The following is a 15,407-nucleotide window of genomic DNA, read 5'->3' as shown; positions in this document are numbered from 1 at the left end:
GACTTTCGGACACCGTCCGTGACTTCCGGCGGACGGTGTCCGAACGGCCCGTGGGATCAGGCCTCACGGGCCTCCAACTCCCGGCGCAGCAGGTCGAGGTCGACCCCCTGGTCGGCGATCACCCGGATCCCGAGGCCGCCGCCCTCGCGGAGCAGGCCGAGCAGCAGATGACGCACCGTGATCTCCTTCTCCTTCAGCCGCAGCGCCTCCCGGAGCGAGAGCTCCAGCACCTTCTTGGCGCGCGGGGTGAAGGGACTGCGGTCGGCGACCGCGCTCCGCAGCCAGCCGCGCCGCTTCGGCTCCGCCTGGCCGGTGTCGAGCGCCCCCGCGCCGAACTCGGCCTCCACCGCGGCCCGGACGGCGTCCAGGTCCACCCCGATTGAGGCCAGCGCCTCGGCGTCGCCCTCCGGGCCGCCGACCAGCCGGACCACCTCGGCCCGGGCCGTGGCGTGGTCCAGCCCCCGCTCCGCGAGCAGCGCCGCCGCCGGGTCGGACCGGTCGGCCAGCATCCCGAGCAGCAGGTGCTCGGTGCCGGTGTACGCGTGGCCCAGCTCTTCCGCCTCAGCCCGGGCCCGCACCACCACCTGCCGGGCCGCCACCGTGAACCGCTCGAACATCCCTCAGCCTCCGTCCCGCTTGGCGTGCTTCTTGTGGACGGCCTGCCGGCTGACGCCCAGACAGACCGCGATCTCCTGCCAGGACCAGCCCTGGCTCCGCGCGTTCCCGACCTGGAGGTCCTCCAGGCGGTCCGCCAGGTCCCGCAGGGCCCGCACCGCGCGCAGGCCGACCGCCGGATCACGACTGCTCGCGGCTGCCGCGAGCTGCTTGGTGTCGCTCATGCTGTCAACTTTGGTTGACGCTCGGGCAAATGTCAACCCTGGTTGACAGGGGCGTCGGGTAGGTTGCCCGGCATGACCGTTACCGCGACCACCGAGACGGGAACGGGCCCCGGGGCGGGGGCCCTGCTGCGCGGCTGGCGCGAGCGCCGCGGCCTCAGCCAACTCCAACTCGCCCTGGGCGCCGACTCCTCCGCCCGGCACATCAGCTTCATCGAGACCGGCCGCTCCCGGCCCGGCCAGGAGCTGCTGCTCCGCCTCGCCGAGCACCTCGACGTCCCGGTCCGCGAACGCAACTCCCTGCTGCTGGCCGCCGGTTACGCCCCGCACTACGCGGAGACCCCGCTGGACGACCCCGCGCTCGACGCCCTCCGGGAGGGCATGGAGCGCCTGCTGGCCGCCCACGAGCCCTACCCCGCGCTGATCGTGGACGGCGGCTACCGGGTACTGGCCGCCAACCGCGGCATCGCGCTGCTGCTCGACGGGGTCGACCCGGAGCTGCTGACCGAACCGCTCAACGCCATGCGGCTCACCCTGCACCCGCGCGGCATCGCGCCGAGGATCCGCAACCTGCGCCAGTGGCGTGCCCACCTGCTGGAGCAGATGGAGCGTCAGATCGCCCTGGTCCGCTCCGAGACGGTGCGCGCCCTCTTCGAGGAGGTCCGCGCCTACCCGCTGCCGGACACCGCCGACGAGCCGCAGGACGCCACCGAGGTCTTCCCCTTCGCCCTGCCGCTGCGGATCGAGCTCGGCGGCCGGGTGCTGTCCTTCCTCTCCACCATCTCCACCTTCAACACCCCCACCGACGTGACGGTCTCCGAGCTGGCCATGGAGACCTTCCTCCCGGCCGACCCGGAGACCGCCGCCCATCTGCGCTCCCTCATGCCGAGGTAGCCCGCAGCGCCCTCCACTGCAGCACCGCGAAGCCGGCCACCGTGGCCGCCTGCACCGGGATCCACACCATCCCGGCCGTGGTCGGCTCCAGCCACAGCTCCATCGCCACGACGCTCAGCACCGGCCAGACCAGGTTGGCGTCGATCACCGCCCTCACCCCCAGCGGCGCCGGCCGCCGCTGCCCGGCCAGCACCGCGACCAGCGCCGCGTACCCGAGCAGGAACACCCCGATCTCCCGGAGCACCCCCTCCGAGACCCCCAGCAACTCCCCCAGCGGCCCGGCGAACGCCACGTACGCCAGCCCGTTCCCACCCGTCACCACGGCGTCCAGCCCCAGCACCTGCCGCAGCCAGCGCTGCGGAGCACCGACCGAACGGACCACACCGGCAACCGAGTTCACAGCCATGCCGAACCCACCCTCTCGGGACACGATCTCCTTGGAGCCCCTCCCGGGAGATCCCCGGGGCGGCTGACCCCAACTCTGCCGCGCCGCCCCCACAGGGTCGATTACGTCCGAGGTAATGCCCGGCGGGCCCGCGGCCGGGAGTCCCGGGGCCGGGAGGCCGGGAGCTCAGACCGAGGTGAGCCGGAAGGACAGCCGGCCGAAGCGGACGCGGTCACCGGCGCGGACCACCACGGCACCGGCGACCCGGCGCTCGTTCACGAAGGTGCCGTTGCTGGAGCCGAGGTCGTGGAGCACCCACTCGTAGCCCTCCAGCCGCAGCTCGGCGTGGTGCCGGGAGACGGTGGCGTCACCGAGCCGCAGGCCGGAGCCGGGGATCCGGCCGATCCGCAGCACCGTCACCCCGGGGCCGGGCAGCCCGAGGCCCGGCAGCTCCTCCGCCTGCCAGGTCCGCCGGAGCCCGCCCCTGAGCGCCGAGGCCCGGGCGACGGTGCGCAGCAGGAACCGGGAGACCGGGCCGTGCGCGTCCAAGTCTCCGACCACGTCGTCGAGTTCGGCCTTCGTCCGGGCGGTGAACACCAGCTCCATCCGGCGGGCGAAGGTGTCGTGGGAGAGCCTCCCGACGCCCACCCCTTCGCGCAGCACCTCCAGGGCGCGGTCCCGCTCCACCTCGGACGGCCGTACCAGCGCGGTGCGGAACTCGATTGACGCCATGTCAGCGATTCTCCGCGCCGCCGGCCCGCGCTGTCCAGCACCCCCGGGCACGACGGAGGCGGGCCCCGACCACCTGGTGGTCGGGGCCCGCCTCCGTCAGCCGTTCAGGCCCGGATCAGCTGCAGCCGCTGGTGGAGCCGCAGCCCTCGCAGAGGTAGCAGCTGCCGGCGCGGCGCATCTTGGTGCCGCAGGAGAAGCAGAGCGGGGCGTCGGCGTTGAGGCCCAGCTGGATCTCCATCAGCTCCGTGGAGTTGTGCGCCTGCTTCGGGGCCGCGGCGGCCGGGGCGGCCTGGGCGACCTTCGGGGCCGGGGCCGGGGCGGCCGCGACCGGAGCGGACTGGGCCAGGCCCTCGACGTCCAGGTCCTCCGAGTCGATCGGCTCGTAGGAGCCGGTCTCCAGGTGCCGGGTGCGCTCCTCGACGGAGTGGATGCCCAGCGCGGAGCGGGTCTCGAAGGGCAGGAAGTCCAGCGCCAGGCGGCGGAAGATGTAGTCGACGATCGACTGGGCCATCCGCACGTCCGGGTCGTCGGTCAGACCGGCCGGCTCGAAGCGCATGTTGGTGAACTTCGCGACGTAGGTCTCCAGCGGGACCCCGTACTGCATGCCGACCGAGACCGCGATCGAGAAGGCGTCCATCATGCCCGCGAGGGTCGAACCCTGCTTGGACATCTTCAGGAAGACCTCGCCCAGACCGTCGTCCGGGTAGGAGTTGGCGGTCATGTAGCCCTCGGCGCCGCCCACCGTGAAGGAGGTGGTGATGCCGGGACGGCCCTTCGGCAGGCGCTTGCGGACCGGGCGGTACTCGACCACCGGAGCCGGAGCGGCCACCACGGCGGCCGGGGCCTCGACGGCCGGGGCGTCCTTCTTCTTGGCCGAGAGCGGCTGGCCGACCTTGCAGTTGTCGCGGTAGATCGCCAGCGCCTTGACGCCGAGCTTCCACGCCTCGAAGTAGATCTCCTCGATCTCCTCGACGGTGGCCGCCTCGGGCATGTTGACGGTCTTGGAGATGGCACCGGAGATCCACGGCTGGATCGCCGCCATCATCCGCACGTGGCCCATCGCGGAGATGACCCGCTCGCCCATCGCGCAGTCGAACACCTCGTAGTCGGCCGGCCGGAGACCGGGCGCGTCCACCACGTTGCCGTGCTCGGCGATGTGGGCGACGACCGCCTCGATCTGCTCCTGCTGGTAGCCGAGGCGCTTGAGGGCGCGCGGCACGGTGTTGTTCACGATCTGCATCGAGCCGCCGCCGACCAGCTTCTTGAACTTCACCAGCGCCAGGTCCGGCTCCACGCCGGTGGTGTCGCAGTCCATCATCAGGCCGATGGTGCCGGTCGGGGCCAGCACCGAGGCCTGGGCGTTGCGGAAACCGTTCTGCGCGCCGAGCCGGAGCACGTCGGCCCAGGTCTCGGTGGCCGCGGCCCAGACCGGGGCGTCCAGGTCGTCGTAGGAGCTCGCGGCGGCGTTGGCGTCCGCGTGCTGCTTCATGACCTGCTGGTGCGGGGCAGCGTTGCGGGCGTAGCCGTCGTACGGGCCGACCACGCCGGCCAGCTCGGCGCCGCGGCGGTAGGCGGTGCCGGTCATCAGCGAGGTGATGGAGCCGGCCAGCGCGCGGCCGCCCTCGGAGTCGTAGGCGTGGCCGGTGGCCATCAGCAGGGCGCCGAGGTTGGCGTAGCCGATGCCCAGCTGGCGGTAGGCGCGGGTGGTCTCGCCGATCTTCTCGGTCGGGAAGTCGGCGAAGCAGATCGAGATGTCCATCGCGGTGATGACCAGCTCGACCACCTTGGCGAAGCGCTCGGCGTCGAAGGAGTCGTCGTCGCGGAGGAACTTCATCAGGTTGAGCGAGGCGAGGTTGCAGCTGGAGTTGTCCAGGTGCATGTACTCGGAGCAGGGGTTGGACGCGTTGATCCGGCCGGACTCCGGGCAGGTGTGCCAGTGGTTGATCGTGGAGTCGTACTGGATGCCCGGGTCGGCGCAGGCCCAGGCCGCCTCGGCCATCTTGCGGAACAGCTTCTTGGCGTCGACGGTCTCGATGACCTCGCCGGTCATCCGGGCCCGCAGGCCGAACTCGGTGCCGTTCTCGACCGCGGTCATGAACTCGTCGTTCACCCGGACCGAGTTGTTGGCGTTCTGGTACTGGACGGAGGCGATGTCGTCGCCGCCCAGGTCCATGTCGAAGCCCGCGTCGCGCAGCGCGCGGATCTTCTCCTCCTCCTTCACCTTGGTCTCGATGAAGGCCTCGACGTCCGGGTGGTCCACGTCCAGGACGACCATCTTGGCCGCGCGGCGGGTGGCGCCACCGGACTTGATGGTGCCGGCCGAGGCGTCGGCGCCGCGCATGAAGGAGACCGGGCCGGAGGCGTTGCCGCCGGAGGAGAGCAGCTCCTTGGAGGAGCGGATGCGGGAGAGGTTCAGGCCGGCGCCGGAGCCGCCCTTGAAGATCATGCCCTCTTCCTTGTACCAGTCGAGGATCGACTCCATGGAGTCGTCGACGGCCAGGATGAAGCAGGCGGAGACCTGCTGGGGCTGCTTGGTGCCGACGTTGAACCAGACCGGCGAGTTGAAGCTGAAGACCTGGTGGAGCAGGGCGTGGGTGAGCTCGTGCTCGAAGACCTCGGCGTCCTCGACGGTGGCGAAGTAGCCGTTCTTCTCGCCGGCCGCGCGGTAGGTGAGGACCACCCGGTCGATGATCTGCTTGAGGCTCCACTCGCGCTGCGGGCTGCCCACCGCGCCGCGGAAGTACTTCGAGGTCACGATGTTGACCGCGTTCACCGACCAGGAGTCGGGGAACTCGACACCGCGCTGCTCGAAGTTGACCGACCCGTCACGCCAGTTGGTCATGACGACGTCGCGGCGCTCCCAGGTGACCTGGTCGTAGGGGTGCACGCCCGGAGTGGTGTAGATGCGTTCGATCCGCAGGCCGCCCTTGGGAGCCTTGCCGGCCCCCTTGGCAGCCTTCGACCCGCGTGCAGACCCGCTCGTGGTGTCGGTCACTTCTCGCTTCTCCTCTTGGGCAAATCCCCCAATATCCCATTATCAGATGGGTCTGGGGGTTGACGGCAGTGTGCAGCGCACCGTTTTCGGGCACGCCTGACACCCGTTCCGACTGGCTAGGTCAGTAGGTCAGGGCGTGGCGGAGAGGACGGCGATGTCGTCCTCCGCGGGGAGAGGCTGCCCGGCGCGGAGCTCCGCGATGGCGGCCTCGAAGTCTTCGAGATCGTTGAAGGCCCGGTACACCGACGCGAAGCGCAGGTAAGCGACCAGGTCGAGTTCCTTGAGTGGGCCGAGTATGGCAAGCCCCACGTCATGGGTCGAGAGCTCTGCGCTGCCGGATGCCCGGACGCACTCCTCGACCCGCTGCCCGAGCTGGGCCAGCGCGTCCTCCGTGACCGGACGGCCCTGACAGGCCTTGCGGACACCGGTGATCACCTTGGACCGGGAGAACGGCTCGGTCACCCCGCTGCGCTTGACCACCATCAGCGTGGCGGTCTCGACGGTGGTGAAACGGCGGCCGCAGTCGGGACACTGGCGGCGACGGCGGATGGAACTCCCGTCGTCACTGGCTCTGCTGTCCACGACCCGGCTGTCCGGATGCCGACAGAAGGGGCAGTGCATCGGGAACTCCCTCGACGGCGACAGCGGACGTGGACCAGCCTACACCGACCACTAGGGGTGGGCTCGACCGTGAACCTATGCCCTAGATGTTGTGGTCGCATCCCGACGCGCCGCCGTGTTCTAGACTTGTCGAGTCGAACACTTAAGCGATGTACACCCAAGGCCTTGATCGAGTCAGCCCGACTCGAATAAATTCACTCGAACGTGTGTTTGGCGCAACCTTTCGATCGGTGCCCCTGTTGAGCTGGGAAAGAGGGCCAGCAGTCGGAAGGAAACCGCCGTGAACACTCTCGAAGCCAAGACCTCCATCCCGGTGCAGGAGCGTTCCGCACGCACCGCCGACCAGGAGAGCGTGGACCACACCATGAGCCGGAGCCAGCCGATCGAGCACTCCGCCGCCCAGGACGACGTCCTCGGCCAGCCCGCCCCGACCCGCGCGATGCCGGGCCGCCCGCCGGGCATCCGCACCGACGAGGCCGGCCTGACGGAGCGCCAGCGACGGGTCATCGAGGTCATCCGGGACTCGGTCCAGCGGCGCGGCTACCCGCCGTCGATGCGGGAGATCGGCCAGGCCGTCGGCCTCAGCTCCACCTCCTCGGTGGCCCACCAGCTGATGGCCCTGGAGCGCAAGGGCTTCCTGCGGCGTGACCCGCACCGCCCCCGCGCCTACGAGGTCCGCGGCGTCGAGGTCGCCCGGCCGAACACCGCCGAGGCGGCGGGCCGGCCCTCCACCTCCTACGTCCCGCTGGTCGGCCGGATCGCCGCGGGCGGTCCGATCCTGGCCGAGCAGACGGTCGAGGACGTCTTCCCGCTGCCCCGTCAGCTGGTGGGCGAGGGCGAGCTGTTCGCGCTCACCGTGCGGGGCGACTCGATGATCGAGGCCGCCATCTGCGACGGCGACTGGGTCACCGTGCGGCGGCAGCCGGTCGCCGAGAACGGTGACATCGTCGCGGCGATGATCGACGGCGAGGCCACCGTCAAGCGCCTCAAGCGCGAGGACGGCAAGATCTGGCTGATGCCCCACAACCCGGCCTACGAGCCCATCCCGGGCGACAACGCCACCATCCTCGGCAAGGTCGTCGCGGTCCTCCGCCGCCTCTGACCCTCTGCGGGACACGGTCACCCCGGGGGCGCGAGGAACGGCGCGCGGCGGAAGGCGGCCCACCTGCAACTGACCCACCGTCGGCCAGTTGCAGGTGCTGCCTTTCCACTGCGCGCCGTTCCTCGCGCCCCTGGCGTGCTGCCCTCCGGGCGTCGCAGCTCAGCTGCCGCGCTTCACCACCGGCTTGACCGGGGCGGCGGAGGCGTTGATGGCGGCGAGGGAGCGGCGGACCTGGTTGCGGTCGTCGGTGTACCAGAAGTCGGGCATCGAGGACTTGAAGAAGCCGCCGTAGCGCTTGGTCGCCACCCGGGGGTCGAGGACCGCCACCACGCCGCGGTCCTCCGCCGCCCGCACCAGCCGGCCGGCGCCCTGCGCCATCAGCAGCGCCGCGTGCGTCGCGGCCACCGCCATGAAGCCGTTCCCGCCCCGGGCCTCGACGTCCTTCTGACGGGCGCTCATCAGCGGGTCGTCCGGCCGCGGGAACGGGATGCGGTCCATCACCACCAACTGGCAGGCGGAGCCCGGGACATCGACGCCCTGCCAGAGCGAGAGCGTGCCGAAGAGGCAGGTCGAGGCGTCCGAGGCGAACTCCCGGATCAGCTCGCCCAGGGTGTCCTCGCCCTGGAGCAGGATCCGGTGGTCCAGCCGCTCGCGGAGCGCCTCCGCCGCGGCCTTGGCGCCCCGCATCGAGGAGAACAGGCCGAGCGTGCGGCCCCCGGCCGCGTCGATCAGCTCGGCCAACTCGTCGATCATCTGCGGCCGTTCGAGGTCCCGCCCGGGCTCGGGCAGGTGGCGGGCGACGTACAGGATGCCCTGCTTGGGGTAGCTGAACGGGGAGCCGACGTCCAGGCCGCGCCAGTACGGCGGGGTGGTCTCGTCCTGGACCAGCTCCGGCTCGTCCGCCGCGCGGACGTCCGGGAGCCGGCCCTCGGCCGGGAGGCCGAGCGAGGCGGCCACGCCGGTGAAGTCGCCGCCGAGCTTGAGGGTGGCGGAGGTGAGCACCACCGAGCGCTCCTTGTAGAGGGCCTCCCGCAGCAGGCCGGAGACGCTCAACGGGGCGACCCGCAGGGAGGCGGTGCCGGGGCCGAAGCGGTCGGTGCGCTCGATCCAGATGACGTCGTACTCGGAGCCCTCCAGCAGCCGGTCGGCGGTCTCGTGCAGGTTCTCGGCGTAGGCCATCGCCTGCTTGCGGACGGCGTCCTCGTCGGTGAGGGCCTTGTCCCTGGTCTCGCCGAGCGAGGTGATCACCTGGCGGGCGGCGTCCCGGATGGCGGTGACGGCGTAGCCGAGGTACTCGGGGAGTTCGCCCTCGACCCGGCCGGGCTGGGTGGTCTCCATCAGGCCGTGGTAGTTCTCGGCGGCGGCCTGGAGGGCGTCCACGGCCTTCTCGTTGGCCAGCCTGGCCGCGCGCTTGACGGCTCGGTTGACGGCGCCGACGGTGAGCTCGCCGGTGGCGGCGCCGGTCACCCGGTTCACCAGCTCGTGGGCCTCGTCGACGATCAGCAGGCCGTGCTCGGGGAGGACGGGGGCGCCCTCGATGGCGTCGATGGCGAGCATCGCGTGGTTGGTCACCACCACGTCGGCGAGCTTGGCCCGCTCGCGGGCCCGCTCGGCGAAGCACTCCTGGCCGTAGGCGCACTTGGTGGCGCCGAGGCACTCCCTGGAGGTCACGGCGAGCTGGGCCCAGGCCTTGTCGGAGACGCCGGGTGACATGTCGTCGCGGTCACCCGTCTCGGTCTCCTCGGCCCACTCGCGCAGCCGGAGCACGTCCTGGCCGAGCTTGCCGGTGGGGCCGCCGAGGGCCTCTACCGGGTCGAAGAGGCCCTCGCCCTCGTCGCTCGGGGTGCCCTCGTGGACGCGGTGCAGGCAGACGTAGTTGGACCGCCCCTTGAGCATGGCGAACTGCGGGCGGCGGCGCAGCACCGGGTGCAGCGCGTCCACGGTGCGCGGCAAGTCCCGCTCCACCAGCTGGCGTTGGAGCGCCAGGGTGGCGGTGGCCACCACCACCTTGTCCCCGTGCGCGAGCGCGGGGACAAGGTAGGCGAGGGACTTTCCGGTGCCGGTGCCGGCCTGCACCAGGAGGTGCTCGCCGCTGCCCACCGCGTCAGCGACGGCGGAGGCCATCGCGACCTGTCCGGGGCGCTCGACACCCCCGACGGCCTCGACGGCGGTGTGCAGCAGCTCCGGGAGCGCGGCGCGGGTGACGGGCGCCGGGGCCTCGGCGGTGCCGGGCAGGGCCTGGGGTACGGAGTCGTTCGTCATGGCCCGCCCAGCCTACGGCGTGGGAGTGACAATCCGGTCCTGCCTGGCCGGGGCCGGGACCGTACCGCCGAGGTGCAGCGGGTTGGCCACCTGGCCGTGCACGGCGGCGTGCGGGCGCTCCGGGCGGTCCCGGTAGCCGTCCAGCAACAGCCGGTTGCGGTTCAGGCAGAGCCGGTCGATCCGCGGCGTGAAGAGGTCGAAGAGCCGGAAGCGGTCGGTGAGTTCGGGGAAGCGCCGCTGGTAGGCGGTGATCCGCTCGCGCAGCAGCTCCCAGAACTCGTTCTCCGGGACGCCGAGCTGACGCTCGAACAGCGGGGCCAGGTAGCGGAAGACGCCGACGAACAGGCCGGAGTGCAGGAACTGGCAGAGGAAGGCCGGGGGTTCGCGCAGCAGCACCCCGGCGACCTCGGCCGGCATGGCGTCCAGCTCGGGCAGCGCCGTCTCGCTGACGTTGACGTCGTCGACGAAGTCCTTGACCGCGAGCCGGGCCGGGGCGTCGTGCTGGTCGAAGACGATGATGGCGTTCTCACCGTGCGGGGAGAAGACGGTGCCGTACTTGTAGAGGAAGTGCAGCAGCGGCGGCAGCATCACCGCGAACAGCCGCCGCAGCCAGTCCCTGGGGGGCAGCCCGGAGCGGGCGACCAGTTCGGCCGCCAGGGCGCGGCCGTCCGAGCCGACCTGGAGCAGCGAGGCCAGGGTACGGGCCCGCTCGTGCGGGGCGAGCTGCCGGCCGAGCGGCTCGCGCCAGATCGCGCCGAGCAACTCCTTGTACTGGTAAGGAACTTCGGGCAAGTCTCGGTAGAGCGGGTGGTCCACCGTGACGGAGGCGATCTCGCCGAGCAGGATCATCCGGCACTCGTCGCGCAGGAACGGGTCGCCGTCCCGCAAGCCGTGGATCCACTCGGTGACGGCGGGGGCGGCCAGCGTGCGCTCGGTCGGAAGGCCGCGCCAGACCAGGGTGTTGAGCACCGAGAGCGGCAGTTTGACGGTGCAGCGCTCGGGGTGGCTGAGGTTGAAGAAGCTGCGGATCGACTGCTGGGGCAGCCTCAGGTCGCCGTCGCTGGGCAGCGGGACGATCAGGCCCTCGGCGATCCAGGGGGCGAACAGCGGCAGCAGCACCTCGTCCCACTGCCAGGGGTGGACGGGCAGCAGCAGGAAGTCCGGGCCGGCCAGCGCGCGGAACTCCGGGCTCAGCTCCTCCTCGTAGAGCTCGGGCCGCCCCCGGTACTCGGCCAGGCTGCGGTGCACCGCGAGCCAGGGCAGCCGCTGCGGCCGCCGGGCCTCCGGGGCCCAGGCGGCCGTGTCCCGGGCGGAGAGGCCGAGCCGGCCCTTGTTCGGCACGATCCAGGGGTGGCCGCCCTGCCGGCCCTCCAGCGAGACGTGGTCCAGATCGGCCAGTTCGGCGGCGGTGAGCTCCTCGGCCAGCAGCCCCGCGTCGGCCATCAGGGTGGCGGTCAGCTCGCGGACCAGGTGGCCGACGGTGTCGCCGGAGAGCCCGAGGGTGGTGCGGGCCAGCTGGAGCAGCCGCAGCGGGTCGCCCGCCGGATCGGCCGCGCAGACCACCGAGTCCGGGTCCACCTGCCAGCTCCCGTACGCGCCCCGGCGGGCGGTGAACCGGTAGACCGCGCCCGGGAGTTCGAGCCGGTAGCCGGTACCGTCCGGCTCGGGGACGAAGAGCTCCTCGTAGGCGAACTCGCCGATCATCTTGGCCAGCATCGCCCGGCGGGCCCGTTGCCAGAGCGCGGCGGTGAGCTGCGCTGGTCGGTGGAGCTCAGTGGGTGACAGCGGCACGGTTCGCCTCCTGCGGGCGTGGGAGCGCGGGAACGGGCACACCGCCGGGTCGGGCGGTGTGGACGGGCGGGGCGAAGCTGGTCCAGGCGGTGCGGTCGGGCAGCTGGTGCACGGTGCGGCCGGTGACGGCGTTCAGGATCACGGCGGCCCGGTGGGCGCCGAGCCCGAGGTCCGGGGTACCGACCCCGTGAGTGTGCAGCTCCGCGTTCTGCACGTACAGACCACCGGTCAGCTCGGGCCGGGTGGCCACCCGGTGGTCCAGGCCGACCTTGAACCGGCCCTGGCCGTCCCAGTCGATCAGCTCGGCCACCGGGTCCAGCGCCGCCGGGCGGACCGCGCGGTAGCCGGTGGCCAGCACCACGGCCTCGGTGCGGACCACGTACGAGGCGCCCGAGTCGCCCTGGCGGCAGGCGAGTTCGAAGCCTCCGCAGGGCCCGGCCAACGCCTCGGTGACGGCGGTGCCGGGGCGGATCTCGACCGGGTCGGCGTCCAGCGGGCGGCCGATGGTCCGCTCGTAGAGCAGCTCGTGGATCTCGGCCAGGGTCTCCGCGCTGGCCGCCTTGTGCAGCTGCCACTGCTCGTGCACCAGCCGGTCGCGGACCTCGCCTGGCAGGGTGTGGAAGTGCCGGGTGTAGTCGGGGGTGAAGTGCTCCAGGCCGAGCTTGGAGTACTCCATCGGGGCCAGCGCCCTGGTCCGGGTGAGCCAGCGCAGCCTGGTGCCGTCGGTGCCCCGGGTGCGGAGCAGGTCGAGGAAGACCTCGGCGCCGGACTGGCCGGAGCCGACCACGGTGACGTCCCTGGCCCCGTCCAGCCGGTGACGGTTGGTCAGGTACCCGTCCGAGTGCCAGACCCGGGGGTGGCCGCGGAGCGCGGCGAAGGCCTCGGGGAGCACCGGTTCGGTCCCGACGCCGAGCACCACGTTGGCCGCCCGGTGCTCGGCGCCGCCGGCGGTCACCCGGTAGAGCCCCTCCTCGGCGTCCCAGTGCACGGCGCTGACGGGGGCGCCGAAGCGGCAGTTGGGCAGCCGCTCGGCGGCCCAGCGGCAGTAGTGGTCGTACTCGCGGCGGGCCAGCTGGAAGCGCTCGGCGAAGTAGAACGGGAAGAGCCGCTGCTGCTCGCGCAGGTAGTTGAGGAAGGACCAGGGGTTGGTCGGGTCCACCAGCGAGACCAGGTCGGCCAGGAACGGCACCTGCATCCGGGCCCCGTCCACCAGCATCCCGTGGTGCCAGCGGAACTCCTCCCTGGCCTCGCAGAACAGCGTGCGCAGCCCGTCCACCCGGTCGGCCAGCGCGGCCAGCGAGAGGTTGAACGGGCCGATGCCTACGCCCAGCAGGTCGTACGGTTCGGGCTGCGGGTTGTCCATCTGGTCCTAGCCTCGGCGGGTCACGGGGTCATGGGGTGCGCTGGTCACTGACGCGGGCCGGGTCACTGACGCAGCATCAGGGCGGCGCGCTTCTCGGGCAGCTCCAGCTCGGCCACGGCGGCGAAGCCGGCCCGCTCGAAGGCGCGCAGCGAGGGGGTGTTGGTGAGGTCCGGCTCGGCCACCAGGCGCGCGCACTCCGGGGCGGCCAGCAGCTCCTCCGCGAGCGCGGCCAGCAGCACCGCGCCGAGCCCCCTCCCCCGGTGCTCCGGCGGGCCGATCAGCAGGTGCAGGCCGGTGTCGCCGGGCTCGGCCGGGTAGTACCCGGCCAGCCGGTCGGCCTCGGCCCGGTAGACCTCCCAGTAGCTGACCGGGGTGCCGTCGAGCAGTCCCAGGTACGGGGTGCTGTGGCTGCCGGGGGCCAGCTGCGGGGCGAGGTGGGCGGCGGTGGTCTCCGGCGGGCCGGCCAGCTCCCAGTAGCGGCTGACCGCCGGATCGTTCATCCAGCCGGCCAGCAGCGCCAGGTCGCGCCCGGGGTCCACCGGGCACAGCTCGAACTCCCCGGCCGGGGTGGCGGCTCTCAGGGCGGCGGTCCTCACCGGGCCGCCACCGGGTTGGCGATGTCCACGTAGACGGACTGGCTGGCCACCGGGCCGACCAGCTCGTCCATCCCGTTCAGCCGGGTGAGCAGGTTGGCCTTGCAGTGCAGCTGCTCGCCGCCGAGCAGCAGCGCGGGCAGCCCGGAGCCGGTGGCGGCGGCCTGCGGGCCGGCCAGGAAGCCGCGCAGCGCGGCCAGCAGCACCGGCTCCTCGGCCAGGCCCTGGGAGCCGAAAGCGCCGATCAGGCCGAGCACGTGGTTGATGCCGAGGTAGTAGGCGAAGTGCTTGTCGATCACCCGGTCCGGCAGGAAGGTGTCGCTCTCCCGCCCGATCCCGGGCAGCCGGGCCTCCAGCCGGGCGGCGGCGGACTCGCGGAAGTAGTAGCCCTGGTTGTCCCGGTAGCGGCCGCCGACCGGCCAGCCGGCCGCGTCCAGCAGCACCAGGCTGTTCTGCTGGTGCGCCTCCAGGGCGATCCCGCCCCGGCCGTCCAGCCAGAGCACCGGGAGCACCACGGCGTCCAGGTAGCGCAGGAACCACTCGGTGGCCACGGTCTGCACCGAGCGCCCGCTGGCGGCGGCCAGGCGCCGCACCACCGTGCCGAGCCGGGATCCGACCCGCTCCCCGTACGGGTGCTCGGCGACCAGCCCGGCGACGCAGAGCGCCCGGTCCCGCAGCCCGAACGGCTGCTGACGGAGCACCACGTCCAGCCCGTTCGGGTCGGCGCCGCCGGGCAGGTCCACCCCGAGCCAGGCCGGGTCGCGGACGATGTCGAAGCCGGGGTGGGCGGCCTGCCACTCGGCGGCCATGCCGGTCTCCAGCAGGCGGTGCACCTCCAGGCCGCGGAGCAGCTCCTTGCGCAGGTTCTCCCGGCGGGAGTTGGTGATCCGCAGGCCGAGCGAGAGCTTGAGCATCCACGGGGTGCCGGGGCGGCAGACGGTGCGCACCGAGGAGGTCGGGTGCCAGGGCTCGCCGTGCTCCCCCAGGTCGTGCAGCGCACCGTCCGCGAGCAGCCCGGCGATCTCCGGACGGAGCGTCAGCTCGGCCGCCTGCCACGGGTGCAGGGGCAGCGCGGCGGTGCCCCCGGGCAGCCGGACACCGTCCCCGAGCAGCCGGGCGGTGAGCTGCTCGGCCGGGACTCCGACCGCCGAGCCGGAGGCCAGCAGCTCCCGGGAGACGGCGAACCAGTGCAGCCGGAAGGACCCGCGCAGCTCCGGCGAGTACGCGGCGCTCTGCGCCGGGCCGAGGCCGTCGCGGCTCTTCGGGGTCGGGTGCAGCGGGTGCCCGAGCAGCAGCGCCTGCTCGGCCTCCAGGAACGGCCAGCCGCCGTCCTCCGGCTCGCCCGCGCGGTGGCCCAGGATCTCGGCGGTGCGCAGCACCGAATCGGCCACCCGGGCCGCCAGGTCGGTGAGTCGGCCGGCCTCCGGCCGCTCGGCGGTGGCCCCGGCGACCAGGGTGGCCACCGTCACCACGTCCACCGGCAGCCCGGCCAGGGTCACCTGCCCGAAGCGGTGCCAGCCGGCCGGCGACCAGTACCGCACCGGCGCGGCCAGCTCCGCCGCCCCGCCGAGCACCGGCACCCGGAGCACCCCGTCCGCCCCCGGCCGGGCCCCGGTCTCCCTGGCCCAGCAGCGCAGCAGGCTCTCCGTCCCGGCCTGCTCGGCGGCCACCGCCGGGTCTGCGTCGAGCAGGCCGTCCCGGGCGGGCCGTGCAAGCGCGAGGGACGGGAGGGAGGCGGCGGACGGGGCTCCGGCGGAGGCGGCAGTGCTCAGGACGGTGCTCAAGGCTGCTCCTTGGGGCGAGCGGAGGTGCGGGCGCCGGGAGTACGGGAGA

At 72.7% G+C, this 15,407-nt stretch carries 12 protein-coding genes and 1 pseudogene; 2 read left to right on the top strand and 11 right to left on the bottom strand.

The window, feature by feature from the left end; translation table 11 throughout:
* Positions 1-56: 56 nt before the first annotated feature.
* Positions 57-617, bottom strand: coding sequence for a Clp protease N-terminal domain-containing protein (locus ACZ6ZR_RS23715; RefSeq protein WP_465645341.1), 561 nt, complete (start codon positions 615-617; stop codon positions 57-59).
* A 3-nt stretch (positions 618-620) separates the two neighbouring features.
* Positions 621-839: an RNA polymerase subunit sigma-70 gene (locus ACZ6ZR_RS23710; RefSeq protein WP_396298749.1), complete on the bottom strand. Its 219-nt coding sequence runs from the start codon at positions 837-839 to the stop codon at positions 621-623.
* A gap of 72 nt (positions 840-911) precedes the next feature.
* On the opposite strand from ACZ6ZR_RS23710, the gene ACZ6ZR_RS23705 reads away from it, so the two are divergent.
* Positions 912-1,730 carry a helix-turn-helix domain-containing protein gene (locus tag ACZ6ZR_RS23705; RefSeq protein WP_465645339.1) on the top strand — a complete coding sequence of 273 codons (819 nt, stop codon included), beginning with the start codon at positions 912-914 and terminating at the stop codon, positions 1,728-1,730.
* Here the strand turns inward: ACZ6ZR_RS23705 and ACZ6ZR_RS23700 are convergent.
* The 4 genes from ACZ6ZR_RS23700 to nrdR form a co-directional block, all read right to left on the bottom strand.
* A complete protein-coding gene (locus ACZ6ZR_RS23700; protein WP_465645337.1) occupies positions 1,717-2,136 on the bottom strand; it encodes a hypothetical protein in 420 nt (139 codons plus the stop codon). The two genes, ACZ6ZR_RS23705 and ACZ6ZR_RS23700, sit on opposite strands and share 14 nt — an antisense overlap.
* Positions 2,137-2,301: 165 nt before the next feature.
* Positions 2,302-2,847, bottom strand: a complete 546-nt coding sequence (locus ACZ6ZR_RS23695; protein ID WP_465645335.1) for an FHA domain-containing protein — start codon at positions 2,845-2,847, stop codon at positions 2,302-2,304.
* A gap of 115 nt (positions 2,848-2,962) precedes the next feature.
* Positions 2,963-5,842 carry a vitamin B12-dependent ribonucleotide reductase gene (locus tag ACZ6ZR_RS23690; protein WP_465645333.1) on the bottom strand — a complete coding sequence of 960 codons (2,880 nt, stop codon included), beginning with the start codon at positions 5,840-5,842 and terminating at the stop codon, positions 2,963-2,965.
* 129 nt (positions 5,843-5,971) lie between these two features.
* Positions 5,972-6,463, bottom strand: a complete 492-nt coding sequence (gene nrdR, locus ACZ6ZR_RS23685; RefSeq protein ID WP_396298742.1) for a transcriptional regulator NrdR — start codon at positions 6,461-6,463, stop codon at positions 5,972-5,974.
* Positions 6,464-6,896: 433 nt separating this feature from the next.
* On the opposite strand from nrdR, the pseudogene lexA reads away from it, so the two are divergent.
* A pseudogene (gene lexA, locus ACZ6ZR_RS23680) lies at positions 6,897-7,565 on the top strand (transcriptional repressor LexA); the annotation flags it as partial.
* Positions 7,566-7,724: 159 nt separating this feature from the next.
* On the opposite strand, the gene ACZ6ZR_RS23675 reads toward lexA, so the two are convergent.
* The 5 genes from ACZ6ZR_RS23675 to ACZ6ZR_RS23655 form a co-directional block, all read right to left on the bottom strand.
* Positions 7,725-9,827, bottom strand: coding sequence for an ATP-dependent DNA helicase (locus ACZ6ZR_RS23675; protein WP_465645330.1), 2,103 nt, complete (start codon positions 9,825-9,827; stop codon positions 7,725-7,727).
* Positions 9,828-9,839: 12 nt separating this feature from the next.
* Entirely contained in the window at positions 9,840-11,543 is a 1,704-nt protein-coding gene (locus ACZ6ZR_RS23670) for an IucA/IucC family protein (protein ID WP_465645378.1), read from the bottom strand.
* Positions 11,544-11,598: 55 nt separating this feature from the next.
* A complete protein-coding gene (locus ACZ6ZR_RS23665) occupies positions 11,599-12,981 on the bottom strand; it encodes a lysine N(6)-hydroxylase/L-ornithine N(5)-oxygenase family protein (protein WP_465645328.1) in 1,383 nt (460 codons plus the stop codon).
* A gap of 62 nt (positions 12,982-13,043) precedes the next feature.
* Positions 13,044-13,577, bottom strand: coding sequence for a GNAT family N-acetyltransferase (locus ACZ6ZR_RS23660; protein WP_465645326.1), 534 nt, complete (start codon positions 13,575-13,577; stop codon positions 13,044-13,046).
* The gene (locus tag ACZ6ZR_RS23655; RefSeq protein ID WP_465645324.1) at positions 13,574-15,358 is read right to left on the bottom strand and encodes an IucA/IucC family protein; all 1,785 of its coding nucleotides are present in this window, start codon (positions 15,356-15,358) and stop codon (positions 13,574-13,576) included. The genes ACZ6ZR_RS23660 and ACZ6ZR_RS23655 overlap by 4 nt, the downstream gene beginning before the upstream one ends.
* Positions 15,359-15,407: the final 49 nt, after the last annotated feature.

The organism is Kitasatospora sp. NPDC088742 (genome assembly GCF_055584905.1).
Note: the sequence above shows the minus strand (reverse complement) of the source record. Positions and strands in the feature narration are given on the sequence as shown.

Excerpts from the sequence above, each read along its gene's own strand:
- ACZ6ZR_RS23715 (WP_465645341.1), bottom strand. The coding sequence starts at position 617 with ATGTTCGAGCGGTTCACGGTGGCGGCCCGGCAGGTGGTGGTGCGGGCC.
- ACZ6ZR_RS23710 (WP_396298749.1), bottom strand. The coding sequence starts at position 839 with ATGAGCGACACCAAGCAGCTCGCGGCAGCCGCGAGCAGTCGTGATCCG.
- ACZ6ZR_RS23705 (WP_465645339.1), top strand. The coding sequence starts at position 912 with ATGACCGTTACCGCGACCACCGAGACGGGAACGGGCCCCGGGGCGGGG.
- ACZ6ZR_RS23700 (WP_465645337.1), bottom strand. The coding sequence starts at position 2,136 with ATGGCTGTGAACTCGGTTGCCGGTGTGGTCCGTTCGGTCGGTGCTCCG.
- ACZ6ZR_RS23695 (WP_465645335.1), bottom strand. The coding sequence starts at position 2,847 with ATGGCGTCAATCGAGTTCCGCACCGCGCTGGTACGGCCGTCCGAGGTG.
- nrdR (WP_396298742.1), bottom strand. The coding sequence starts at position 6,463 with ATGCACTGCCCCTTCTGTCGGCATCCGGACAGCCGGGTCGTGGACAGC.
- ACZ6ZR_RS23675 (WP_465645330.1), bottom strand. The coding sequence starts at position 9,827 with ATGACGAACGACTCCGTACCCCAGGCCCTGCCCGGCACCGCCGAGGCC.
- ACZ6ZR_RS23670 (WP_465645378.1), bottom strand. The coding sequence starts at position 11,543 with ATGCTGGCCAAGATGATCGGCGAGTTCGCCTACGAGGAGCTCTTCGTC.
- ACZ6ZR_RS23665 (WP_465645328.1), bottom strand. The coding sequence starts at position 12,981 with ATGGACAACCCGCAGCCCGAACCGTACGACCTGCTGGGCGTAGGCATC.